Source organism: Pontibacter roseus DSM 17521 (assembly GCF_000373265.1).
Lineage (GTDB): Bacteria > Bacteroidota > Bacteroidia > Cytophagales > Hymenobacteraceae > Pontibacter > Pontibacter roseus.
In genome coordinates this window covers 1,325,072-1,338,260 of the sequence record NZ_KB890761.1, presented here as the reverse complement: position 1 = coordinate 1,338,260, position 13,189 = coordinate 1,325,072, and the positions used below count along the sequence as shown (strand labels likewise).

The window sequence follows — 13,189 nt, the reverse complement described above, 5'->3', positions numbered from 1 at the left end:
AGTCCCATGTTATAGGGACCTTTTAAGAAGAGCAGCTAGTAAATCCCAGCAGGCACTAGCTGCCAGGTTGAATCAGTCTGGGGGAAAGAAAGGGGAACCATGGTAACAGCGTGTGACCGAAGGCCTTGTACCTGTAATCATATTCCTATTTTTATTTAGTGAGAAGACGGCTAAAAGTTTATTTAATGCTTTTCTATATATGACTATATATTTCAAGCTATATCTACCTTATTTTAGTATAAAGGTTTCAAATCAGGAGATAATTTATGGATAATTTATAAATTAATATAAAGGTCATACAAAAGTTTTCTAAGCAACAATCGCAATAATTGTATCTTTTTTACAATATTATTTTACTATGTCATTCCCAGCTACCCTCTATATTAGATTCTAAAGCAATACAAAATGGCCTTTCGGAAAATAATACCCTTTATTAATTGCACTATTTATTTTTAAAATATAGCTATATAAAAATGAAAATTATTTCTACAGTCAGCTAGTACAGGTACTCTAACCCTCTGAGCTTTGCTGCCTGCTCAGCATGGCACCAAAGTGAGAAACAATTGAAGTTTTAACTGGAATGTATAAGCTTCCCCTCTATCCGACACACCTGCTGTTAGCAAAAGCGAGAAGAGAATCCTCATGGCAAAGTATTCGCTGCTCATACAAAAAAAATCCTTTGTTGCAGCAGCGCCCTCCCTTCCCTATATTGAATACTTTATTCCCTGCCTTATGAACAGAAAAACGCACCTCCGGGTCCGAAGGACGCACCGCTACCTGGGCCTGCTGACAGGTATACAGTTTGTCCTATGGACGATTGGTGGCCTCTACTTCAGTTGGAGCGACCTGGATGAGATACACGGCGACCACCAGCGCAAGCATCCCTCTACCTTCAGCGCTCAGATGGAGCTGGTATCGCCGGCGCAGGTGCTGGCACAGTTGCCAGAGGCACAGGAAGTCGCTTCGGTAAAGCTGGTTGACATACTGGGCGAGCCGCACTACCAGGTGGTGTACCAGTCTGCCTCAGGCCAGCAAGGCCAGGAGCATGCTGTTAGCCACACCCAACTTGCCAAAGCCTCCACTGGTGAATTACGACCTGCCCTTACGGAAGGGGAAGCGGTGCAGATGGCGCTCAACAGCTTTGTGGATTCGGTGCAGGTGGCTCGGGTGGAATACCTGACGCAGGAGAACATCAACGGGCATCATGAGTACCGGGAGAGTCCGCTGCCTGCCTGGGCTATTACCATGGAGCACCCTACCCACACGACCGTGTATGTGGCCGCTGAGCAGGGCGTGGTGACAAAGTTCCGCAACGACAAGTGGCGCATCTTTGATTTCCTCTGGATGCTGCACACCATGGACTACCAGGGCCGCGACAACTTCGGAAACCTGCTGCTCCGCATCTTCTCCATCGCCGGCATGGTGACTATCGCATCTGGCTTCGCGCTGTATTTCGTTAGCAAAGGGCAATCCGGTAAGAGCAACTCCAGGCGCAACTCCGCCAAGAAACCGTTAGTACCTACCAACTAGCCTATACCTGATTTTCCCTATACCTGAGCACTGCCGTATTAGTGGGACTTTCTGCTATGACTTCTCTTCAAAAGAACCTGCCAGTAACACAAATCTATATTTGGAAAAAGCGGCGCAAAGCGTCAAATTGCAAGACTAACCTTATTTTCTTATCACCCTTAAAACCAAAGCACTAATGAGAAACATTTATGCACTCGCTGTAGCGGCACTGGTACTCATCAGCCAATGGGCCACAGCGCAGGCAGACCTCTCCTACTACCTCCCCAAGGACGCAACTTACAACAAAGAAATCCCCACCCCGAAGGACATATTGGGCTACAACGTGGGTGAATGGCACATCAGCCATGACCAGCTGGTGATGTATGTTCGCCAGATGGCAGAGGTGTCAGACCGCATCTCCATTGAAGAGTATGGTCGCACCCACGAGAACCGTCCGCTATACCTGCTCACGGTCACCTCTCCGGCTAACCACCAGAACATCCAGAGCATCAAGGAGCAGCACAGAAAACTGACGGACCCGAAGGCCTCTAGCAACCTCGACATCAAGAAAATGCCAGGAGTGGTCTGGATGGGTTTCAGTGTGCACGGCAACGAGCCGAGCGGGACCAACGCCTCTTTGCTGACGCTCTACCACCTGGCAGCCGCCCAGGGCCCGGAGATAGACAAGCTGCTCAATGAGACCATCATCCTGATAGACCCTTCCATCAACCCTGACGGACTCAACCGCTTTGCCAGCTGGGTGAACACGCACCGCAGCAAGAACCTGGTGACGGACCCCAACAGCGAGGAGTTTGCAGAGGCATGGCCACGTGGCCGCACCAACCACTACTGGTTCGACCTGAACCGCGACTGGCTGCCACTGCAGCATCCGGAGTCTCGGGGACGGCTGGCGAAGTTCCATGAGTGGAAGCCAAACGTGCTGACCGACCACCATGAGATGGGCACCAACTCTACCTTCTTCTTCCAGCCAGGTATACCGAGCCGCAACCACCCGCTCACCCCAGCCAAGAACTACGAATTGACCAAGAAAATTGCCGGTTTCCATGCCAAGGCGTTGGATAAAATCGGATCGTTCTACTATACCGAAGAGAGCTTCGACGACTTCTATTATGGCAAGGGATCCACTTACCCAGATGTTAATGGTGCCATTGGTATTCTGTTTGAGCAGGCCAGTTCCAGAGGTCATGCGCAGGAGAGCGTGAATGGGGTGCTTTCTTTCCCCTTCACCATCCGCAACCAGTTCACCACTACACTATCTACGCTGGAGGCAGTGCAGAACATGCGGGAAGAGCTATTGTCTCACCAGCGCGATTTCTACCAAGGTGCAGCCAAGGAAGCGGCCAAGGCCAAAGTGAGCGCCTATGTGTTCGGCTCGGAAAAAGACAAGGTACGGGCTTACCACTTGGCTGAAATCATCGAACAGCACCAGATTGATATTTACCGCCCGAAGGAGAAGTTCACGGTAAACAACATCACCTATACCCCAGAGAACAGCTACATTGTGCCAACCAACCAGCCGCAGTACAAGCTGATTGAAGGGATGTTTGAGCGCCGCACCTCTTTCCAGGACAGCCTCTTCTACGACGTGTCCGCCTGGACGCTGCCGCTGGCCTTCAACCTGGAGCACGCTGACTTGGCGGGCAGAAGTTTCAAGAACAACATGCTGGGCCAGAAACTTGACTCCGTGGACTTCCCGCAGGGGCAGTTGGTAGGCGGCAACAGCGCCTACGCCTATGCCTTTGAGTGGCACGGCTACTATGCGCCACGCGCGCTGAACACCCTCTTCAACCACGGTTTGCAAGCCAGGGTGGCAACTGATAAATTCAAAGGCGCCGATGGCAAGCAATTCGACTATGGCACTATCCTCGTGCCGGTGAGCGGACAGCCGCTGGCAGCGGAACGCTTACACGAGCTGATGGCGCAGGTAGCGAAAGATAATGGCATCACGGTATACGCCATGAGCACCGGCTTCACGGATGGCATCAACCTGGGTAGCCCGGGCATCTACAGCCTGACGCAACCCAAGGTGGCCATGCTGATTGGCGACGGCGTGAACAGCAACGATGCTGGCGAAGCCTGGCACCTGCTCGACCACCGCTTCAACATCAACACCAGCCTGGTGAGCGCTGAGGCTGTCAACCGCATCGACCTGAGCCGCTATACCGTGCTGGTGATGGCGGACGGCTCGTATGGTACCATCTCGGATTTTGGCAAGAACAGGCTGCGTACCTGGGTGCAGCAGGGCGGCACGCTGATAGGTATGGGCAATGCCACCCGCTGGCTCGCCGACAACAAAATCGGAAACTTCAATTTCAAGAAGGCAGAGGAGGGAAAGGACGTGCCTGTTCGTAAGCCTTACGCCGACATGAGCAACACCAACGGCGCGCAGGTGATTGGCGGGGCCATCTTTGAGGCAGATTTGGACCTGACGCACCCACTGGGCTACGGATACTACAATGGTAAACTCCCGACTTTCCGGGACAACACGCTGTTCATGGAGCCTTCCCAGAGCCCATACGCCAACCCGATGCTGTACACAGCCAAGCCTTTGTTGAGCGGCTACATCTCGAAGCCGAACCTGAAGCAACTGAGCGGCAGCGCGGCCATCAACGTGTCAGCACTTGGCAGCGGCAAGGTGATTGCCATGACGGATAATCCGAACTTCCGCGCCTTCTGGTATGGCACCAACAAGCTGTTCCTCAACAGCATCTTCTTCGGTCAGATTATCAGCGGCAGCTCTGCCCGCGCTGATGAGGAAGCAAACGACTAGGTATAGCATTTCCCTATAACAAAAAAGGGCCAGCGCTTATGCGCTGGCCCTTTTTTGTTATAGGGATGGATTAATCACTTCAACCTATACCCTAACACGATTTCGTGGGAGCCGGAGCTTTGGTGGCGCATGGGTGAGATGGTGATGTCGTAGGTATAGCCGAGTTGGAACTGCTCTTTGAACTGCACGCCTACCAGCCCTACGATGGCATCTTGGGTGCGGTACGAAATGCCCGCCCATACCTGGTCGTCGTACACTGATTTCTGTCGTCTCTTTGAGAAATGGTAGGCGCCTTTCACATTGAAGTCAGCCTGTATGGGAGCGGCGTGTACGTACTTCAGCAACACCGATGGCATAAGGGTGATTTTGTCGTGCACATCCCAGTTATAGCCGCCGGACACGAACAGGTGGCGGGAAAGGCGACTGACCTCCTCTGTTCCATCTGCTTCATGGATTTTATTGCCCAGCACCTGGAACAAGGACGCCCCCACGTAGAACTCCTCCGAGTGCAGGAACACGCCTACTGTCAGGTCGGGCATGAAGGCATCGATGCGGCCGTGGTTGGTCACCGGGTCGCGCTCGTTGGAGCCGTCGGCCAGGCGCACCTTGTTCGGGTCGAAACGAAACTGCTGAAATCCCGCGAAGATACCAGAGGACAGGAAAATCTGCTTGTTCAGCGGCACATGGTAGGCATACGATGCCAATGCCCCGGTACGGGTGGTGGGTCCGGTCTGGTCGGTATAGACGTAGCCGCCCACCCCCTGGAAGGGCTGGGCTCTTTTACTGCGCTTCAGGTCCTGGTTGAACAGCGCCCCTTCCCCGCTCAGGTAAAAGGTCTTGGGAGCGCCTTCAAAACCCACCCACTGGTTACGGTAGCCTACCTTGAAATTCACATCCTTCTCAAACCCAGCGACTGCCGGGTTGAGAATGAAGTAATTGATCATGTACTGGCTGTACAGGGCCTTCTGCTGGGCCACGGCTCCCGTAGCCAGCAGAAGAAAACATATGAGAAGTAAGTTCTTTTTCATAAAAACAATGTGTTAAGGGCGAAACTTAGCGCATGATGGTCACCGATGATTTGAGAGCAGGTTTGCCGTCCCCGAACTCAATGATGCAGTAGTAAGTGCCATCTGGCAGGCGCTTGCCATTGTGCGTGCCGTCCCATTCCTTGGCATAGCCTTTCGACTCGAACACGGGGCTTCCCCAGCGGTTGTACACCGTCACTCTGCAGTCAGGGTATAACACCGGCAGGTTGCGGAGCACCCAGCGGTCGTTGATGCCGTCGCCGTTCGGCGTGAAGCCATTCGGGATGTCCAACTCGCCCAGGTTCTCCACTGTAAAGCGCACCTCTACAGTACAGCCGTTGGCGTCTTTTACCACCAGGGTATGCTCGCCTCCTTTCAGACCAGTGAAGACAGAATCGGCGGAGAACTGGCCGTTGTCCAGTTGGTAAGTGTAAGGGGCCGTGCCGCCGCTGATGGCCGTCACGGCCGCGCCCGCTGAATTTGGCTTCCCGATGTCTCCGGCAGTTGGCGTGACAGCCACTTGCAGCTGCTGCGGCTCCTTTATCTCTACCGTTCCCACTGTGATGGTGCAGGCGGCAGAGAATCTGGTGATGACCGTGTAGGTGCCCTTCGGAAGATTGGTGAACACGGAGTCTTTCTGGAAGGAAGCCCCATTGTCGATGCTGTACTCGGTATCATCATCCTTGCCTGTAGCTGAGATGGCGATGGCACCGTTAGCCTCACCGTAACAGCTGATGTGCTGCACGAAAGCCAGCTGGCTATCGAACTTCTTCACCGTCACTGGCACCGAGAAGGTACAGCCTTTGACATCTTTCACTACCAAGGCATAGGAACCAGGTGCCACATTGCGCAGCGTGGAAGAAGTGGAGAAGTTGGTGCCATCGAGCGAGTAAGCATAAGGAGCCGTGCCGCCAGTCACCTCTTCAATCACCATCTCACCGCTTGCCTGGCCGCAGCTTGCCATGGAAACCCTGAACTTCACGTCGGTCAGCATCGGGCTGTTCTTCAGGGTAACCGACTGGATGTTGCTGCAGCCGCTACCGTCTTTCACCGTCACCTGGTAATCGCCTTCAGGCAGACCGGTGAAGGTTGGCTCAGCGGTGAAGGTCTTACCGTCGATGCTGTAGGTATAGGGAGCAGCGCCGCCTGTCACCTGGCTGATGGCGATGCGGCCGTTCTGTTCACCGCAGCTGGCATCGGTTCCTGTCACCGTGAAGCGCTCCACGCCGCCGCTGTTCACCACGTTGTGGTTCAGCTCGAGTATGCAGCCCTCGGCATCTTTGATGGTCACATTGTAGGAGCCCACTGCCAGGTTTGTGAAGGTAGCAGCCGCCTGGAAAGAAGTGCCGTTGAGGCTGTAGGTATAGGGTTTCACCCCGCCTGTCACGGAAGCCACGGTGATAGCACCGTTGCTCGCACCACAGGTAGCTTTGGTGGAGGTGATGGCCGCTTCTTTCGGTCCTTTCGCGCCTACCGTGATGGTGGTCTTGGTGCTGCAACCCTTGGCGTCCCTGGCGAACACCTGGTAATCGCCTGCCGCCAGTTTGGTGAAGGTGTTGGAGGCCTGGAAGGTTTTCCCGCCGAGCGAGTAGGTATAAGGGGCCGTGCCGCCGGTGACTTTGCTGATGGTGATAGTGCCATCATGGGTGGTGCAGGAGGCAGGTGTTGTGCTGGCGGTGAGACTGGCAGGACCAGCCACATTGTCCACCACTACTTTCTTACTCACTGTACAGCCATTAGCGTCTTTGACAGTTACTGTGTGCTCCCCGGGCAGAACAGAGGCAAACGTACCGCTGCTTTGGAAGGTGCCACCATTCAGGCTGTAGGTATAGGGGGCTGTTCCGCCTGTTACACCAGTTGCGTTAATACTCCCGTTAGCCTCGCCGCAGGTAGAAGAAACGGCCGCCAACTCAAATCCGGATGGACCCGCTATGTTTTCAATCACTACTGATTTAGCAAAAGTACACCCGTTGGCATCTTTCACGGTGATTATGTGCGTACCGGCCGCCAGACCAGTTAGGTTGGCGGAAGGTTGGAATGTTTTCCCATCCTTGCTGTAGGTATACGGCGCGATGCCTCCAGTTACCTGGCCTACTGCCACGCTGCCGTTGCTCGCGCCGCAAGTAGCGGTTTTGGCTGTCATGGTGAAGTTCTCCGGTCCGTTGGTGTTCGTCACGGCTACTGCCTTGCTGAAGATACAACCGTTGGCGTCTTTCACCGTCACCTGGTACTCACCCGCCGCCAGCGAACCGAACGAGGTGGAAGCTTGGAAGCTGGTGCCGTTGAGGCTGTAGGTATAGGGAGCCTTTCCGCCAGAGACAGTACCGATACTGAGGCTACCGTTGGCGCTCCCGCAGGTGGAGGACCTGGCGGAAGCGACGAAGTCAGCTGGACCGGCTACATCGTTCACCTGGAATGCTTCGGTGTGCGTGCAGCCCTTGGCGTCTTTCACGGTCACGGTATACGCTCCGGCAAGCAGCCCTATGAAGGAAGCAGCGCTTTGGAAGCTGCCGCCGTTCAGGCTATAGGTATAGGGAGCCGCGCCACCGTTAACGGAGTTGATTCGGATGCTGCCGTTCTGCAGGCCACAGCTGGTGTTGGTCACCGTGCTGGCAAAACTGCCCGGACCATCCTTGTTCACTTTCACAATGGCCGTTGCGATACAGCCATTGGCATCCTTCACCGTTAGGGTGTACTCTCCAGAAGCCAGGGCGCTGAAAGCAGTGCCGGTCTGGAAGGTGGTGCCGTTGATGGAGTAGGTATAAGGTGCTTTTCCGCCGGTCACCGCACCCACGGTGATGGTGCCGTCGTTATCGGCGCAGCTGGCCGCTTTCGTGGTAGCCGCCACTGCCGTCGGCCCGCCTGTGTTCGTTACCGTAAAGGCTTTGGCGAAAGTACAACCGTTGGCATCTTTGACGGTGATGGTATAGGAGCCTGCAGCCAGTCCTTTGAAAGTCGCCGAGGCCTGGAAGTTCACACCGTCTTTGCTGTAGGTATAGCCGGAGGTTCCACCTGTCACGGCGGACACCGTCAGTTCCCCGTTGCTCGCGCCGCACGTAGCAGCCTTTGTGGTGGCAGTCAGGTTGGTGGGTCCGGCAATGTTGCCTACTGTCACTTTCTTGGCGAAGGTACAGCCGTTGGCATCCTTCACTATTACCATATGCTCCCCGGCCAGCACCGCCTCGAAGCGGGTGGCGGCCTGGAAGCTAGTGCCGTTGGTGGAATAGGTATAAGGAGCCGTTCCGCCGGTCACTCCTGTCACGCTGATGCTGCCGTTGGCGCTTCCGCAGGTCGAGGCGGTGCTGGTCAGCGTCATGGCGCTCGGACCAGCCACATCTTCCACCTTTATCGCTTTGCTGAAAATACAGCCGTTGGCGTCTTTCACCACAATGGTGTGTTCGCCGGCTAGCATGCCCGTCAGGGTGGCGGAGGTTTGGAAGGTTTTTCCGTCTTGGCTGTAGGTATACGGCGCAGTACCTCCGGTTACCTCGCTGACGCTCACGGAGGCGTTGCTCCTGCCGCAGGTAGAGGCGGTGGCCGTCAGCTTCAGGTCACTTGGACCAGCAACGTCTTTCACCTCCACGGATACCGAACCGATACAGCCTTGCGCATCCTTAACCTGGATGGTGTAGTTGCCCGCTGCTAAGCCTGTGAAAGAAGTGGCGGTTTGGAAGTTCGTTCCGTCTTTACTGTAGGTATAGGGGCCGACGCCACCGGTGACGCCACTCACGGCAATCCGGCCATTGCTGCCGCTGCAGGTGGCTGCCTGTGCGGAAGCTGAGAAAGCAGGACCTGCCACATTGCTGATGGAAACCGCCCGGGCGAAAGTGCATCCTTTGGCGTCTTTCACGGTGATGGTGTGCGAGCCAGCTGCCAATCCGGTGAAGGAGGCCATTGTCTGGAACGTGTTGCCGTTGAGGCTGTAGGTATAGGGAGCCGTACCACCTGTCACTTCCCCTACCCTGATACTGCTATCGTTGCGACCGCAGGAAGAAGGCACCGTTGTGCTAGCGAAGTTAGAAGGCACGTTTTTACCTACCGTCACGGAGGTGGTTGTAGTACAGCCGTTGGCGTCTTTGGCCGTCACGGTGTACGCCCCGGATGCTAGTCCAGTAAAGCTGGTCGAGGCTTGGAAGGTGGTGCCGTTGATAGAATAGGTATAGCCAGCGGTTCCGCCTGTTACCGCTCCCACGGTGATGCGGCCATCGTTATTGGCGCAGGTAGCCGGTTGCGAAGAAGCCGCCACCGCTGTAGGTCCGCCGGTGTTCGTCACCGTGAAAGCCTTGGTGAAGGTACAGCCGTTGGCATCCTTGACCGTGATGGAATGAGAGCCCGCAGCCAAAGCCGTGAAAGTGGCCGATGCCTGGAAGTTCACACCATCCTTGCTGTAGGTATAGGGAGCTTTGCCGCCCGTTACGAGCGACACAGTAAGCTCGCCATTGCTGGCGCCGCAGGTGGAGGCTTTCGCCGTGGCAGTCAGATTTGTTGGCCCGGCGATGTCTTCCACCGTCACCTCTTTGCTGAAAGTACAGCCATTGGCATCTTTCACTGTCACGGTATGCTTGCCTGCCCGCAACGCCCCGAAGGTCGACGCGCTCTGGAAGGTGGTGCCATCTAAGGTATAGGTATAAGGAGCTACGCCACCCGCTACCGCACCCACTGTGATGCTGCCATTCCTGCCGCCGCAGGTGGAGGAAGCACTGGATAAGGTCAATCCCTTTGGACCGGCCATGTCTGTCACTTCCACTGTTCTGGTAGCCACGCAACCCTTGCCATCTTTCACCGAAACCGTGTAGGTGCCAATCGCTATACCTGTGAAGGTTGCCGAGGCCTGGAAATTGGTGCCGTTGATGCTGTAGGTATAAGGTGTGCTCCCGCCCGTCACGCCACTCACGGTGATGCGCCCATTGCGGGCCCCACAGGTGGTGGGTTGGACAGTAGCCGTGAACTCAGGCCCAGCTACGTTGCTGATGGTAGCTTCCTTGGAGAAGGTACAGCCGTTCGCGTCCTTCACGGTGAGCGTGTGCTTTCCGGCGGCCAGGTTAGTAAACGTGGCGGATGACTGGAAAGCAGCGCCATCTATACTATAGGTATAAGGTGATGCACCTCCCGTCACGCGCGTGATGGTCAGGGCTCCATTGGGGTTACCGCAGGAAGCGGAAGAGCCAGAGGCCAGCAAGTCGGACGGACCGGCCACATTGCTTACCTGCACCTGTCGCGAGAAAATACATCCCTTGGCATCCTTGACAGTGATATTGTACGTGCCTGCGGCAAAGCCAGTCAGTGTAGCTGCCGTCTGGAAGGTCATGCCATTCCTGGAGTAGGTATAGGGGGCTATGCCACCCGTCACCGCGCCCACAGTGATGGTGCCGTTGCTGGCGCCGCAGGTAGCAGCTGCCGTCGAGCTGGCAAAGTTGGTCATCACGTTTTTGCCTACCGACACAGACTTGGTTACCGTACAGCCACTCGCGTCTTTGGCAGTAACAGCATAGGTACCCGAGGCGAGACTGGCGAAACTGGTGGAAGCTTGGAAGGTGGTACCGTTGATGCTGTAGGTATAGGGAGCCGTACCACCGGAGACTGTGCCCATCGTGATGCTTCCATCGTTGTTCGAACAGCTAGCCGCCTGAGAAGTAGCCGCTACCGCTGTCGGCCCAACTATGTTTGCAATCGAGAAGGCCTTGGCGAACGTACACCCGTTGGCATCTTTCACGGTGATGGTATATGGTCCGGCCGGCAAACCAGTGAAAGTGGCTGAGGTTTGGAAGTTCACGCCGTCTTTGCTGTAGGTATAGCCGGAGGTTCCACCCGTCACGCCGCTTATGGTGATGCTGCCGTTGCTGCCACCGCAGGTAGAGGATTTCAAGCTGGCTGTCATGTTAGTAGGCCCAGCGATGTTCGTCAACGCCACCTGTTTTGCCAAGGTACAGCCTTTCGCATCCTTCACGGTGATGGTATGGGAACCTGGCGCCAGATTGGAGAAAGAAGTGCCGCTCTGGAAATTCACCCCATCTTTGCTATAGGTATAGGGAGCTGTTCCACCCGTAGCGCCGCCCACTGTGATGGTGCCGTTGCTGGCCCCGCATGTCGGATTCTTGACGTTGGCCATGAAGTCCGTTGGCCCGGTCACTTGGGTTATCGTGAACGATTTCGACACAGCGCATCCTTTTCCATCGCTCACCGTCACGGTATAGGTTCCGGCAGGTTTGCCTGAGATGGCTGCGGTGGTTTCTCCTGTGTTCCAGCGGTAGGTCAAAGGACTTTGCGCTCCCGTCACGCTGGCCGTCACGGTTCCTAGTGTACCGTTGCAGATGACGGGCGTGCCTGTCAGACTCACGTTTAGGACGTAGAAGGAAACCACTAGCTCGTCCTTCACGGGGCTACAAGAGCCGTTACCGGTAGAGGTCAGCGTCAACCTGACAGAGCCGGCACTGATGTCGGCTGCAGAGGGGGTATAGATAGGATTGAGAGCGGTGCTGCTGGAGAATGTTCCGCTGCCACCGCTCCAAACACCTCCGGTAGCGGCTGTTACGGCACCGGCCAGCTGCACTTTGGCCTGAGCGCAAACGAGTTGGTCCGGTCCTGCATTCACCGTCAGGTTGTTCACCACGTTGATTGTCGCGGAGAACTCGCGGCAGTCCGGGTAGTTCTCGTTCCGCACTTCCAGTTTGTAGGTGCCCACGGCCGTGGCGCGGTAGTTTCTGTTGTTACCCACCACGGTGCCGGCACTGTTGGTCCAGATATACCTGAAATTGCCGCTGCCGCCGGTCACGGTCCCCACCAAGTCTACGCCGGAGCCGCCGGGGCAGATGATGGCTGGCGCAGGACCAATGGTGACCACCGGAGGCGGGTAGAAATACACGCGCACCACATCGCAGTACGGCAGCGTGGAGCAAGGCGACGCCACGGAACGGCCGCATACCTCATAGTCCACATAGGCCGGTGCATTTGCGTCAGGCGTCACAACGGCTTCAGATTTGCCGTTCGGGAAACTCAGGTATTTGTCGTAGGCGCCGTTGCCGGAGATGTCCCGCCACACGATGGAAGCCTCCTCAAAGGCGATGGGTGCCTTGAGTATGGCCCGGCATCCGGCCGTCACCGCTATATCCGGCTGCGGCTCAAAGGCCGCGATGGACTTGATGACGAACTTGCCTTTGGCATTGCCAGGCATGCACAGCGTCAGGATGTGGGGGCCTTTACCCTTTACGCAAATCGGCTGCCCTACCGGCACCTGCGGACCACAGTCTATTTGGTAACCCATGGAGCCCGAAGGCACCGGGCCATCCACAATCTCAAACTCCAGGCCTGCCGCATTCTTGTCCAGTAGGATGCTAAACTGGACACAGTTCTCGTTGCTGGGCGCTCCGCAGAGCTGTCCGTTTCTTGTAACAGCCCCCGACTCCCAAACCCCATTGGGTTTGCCCGTCAAATCGACAGTGAAAGTCGGCACCACCGCATTCTTTTGCGCAAACAGACTGTGAGAGGCTACGAGTTGTAGCATCCCTAATAGGCAAAGCGCAAACGAGAAGGTGATTTTTCGAGTAAAGTTTATTTCCATATGGTATAGGGTATGTGTGCGGCTAGTTGTTTCTGTTGATTCTGTTGGTTGCCCTTAGCTGGGCACTTCGTGTTACGGCCGGTTTCTCTATGGCCTGAGCTTGAGGGTTTGTTTTCATCCTAATTGTATTTATCTAATCATTATTTAAACATTCATTCTTAACTTCGTCTTGTTATAGTCTATTCTTGTTATTTTCATATCCTTTTATAAAGTGCAATTCAACAGGAATTTTATCAGAATATCAAATCTATTTCTCGCTTTATATCAACTACTTATAGCAAATACTAAAAAGTTCACGGCTAAATT

General features: G+C 55.3%; 4 protein-coding genes. 2 read left to right on the top strand and 2 right to left on the bottom strand.

Annotated elements, in window-relative coordinates:
- Positions 1-732: 732 nt before the first annotated feature.
- Positions 733-1,530, top strand: a complete 798-nt coding sequence (locus tag B051_RS0106165) for a PepSY domain-containing protein (RefSeq protein WP_033316747.1) — start codon at positions 733-735, stop codon at positions 1,528-1,530.
- Positions 1,531-1,705: 175 nt separating this feature from the next.
- Positions 1,706-4,300 carry a M14 family metallopeptidase gene (locus B051_RS0106160; protein WP_018477311.1) on the top strand — a complete coding sequence of 865 codons (2,595 nt, stop codon included), beginning with the start codon at positions 1,706-1,708 and terminating at the stop codon, positions 4,298-4,300.
- A 74-nt stretch (positions 4,301-4,374) separates the two neighbouring features.
- Here the strand turns inward: B051_RS0106160 and B051_RS0106155 are convergent, their stop codons facing one another.
- A complete protein-coding gene (locus tag B051_RS0106155; protein ID WP_018477310.1) occupies positions 4,375-5,328 on the bottom strand; it encodes a PorP/SprF family type IX secretion system membrane protein in 954 nt (317 codons plus the stop codon).
- Positions 5,329-5,353: 25 nt separating this feature from the next.
- A complete protein-coding gene (locus tag B051_RS0106150) occupies positions 5,354-12,883 on the bottom strand; it encodes a T9SS type B sorting domain-containing protein (RefSeq protein ID WP_083919422.1) in 7,530 nt (2,509 codons plus the stop codon).
- Positions 12,884-13,189 lie beyond the last annotated feature (306 nt).

Coding starts and splice junctions, on each gene's coding strand:
- B051_RS0106150 (WP_083919422.1), bottom strand. CDS start 12,883: ATGGAAATAAACTTTACTCGAAAAATCACCTTCTCGTTTGCGCTTTGC.
- B051_RS0106155 (WP_018477310.1), bottom strand. CDS start 5,328: ATGAAAAAGAACTTACTTCTCATATGTTTTCTTCTGCTGGCTACGGGA.
- B051_RS0106165 (WP_033316747.1), top strand. CDS start 733: ATGAACAGAAAAACGCACCTCCGGGTCCGAAGGACGCACCGCTACCTG.
- B051_RS0106160 (WP_018477311.1), top strand. CDS start 1,706: ATGAGAAACATTTATGCACTCGCTGTAGCGGCACTGGTACTCATCAGC.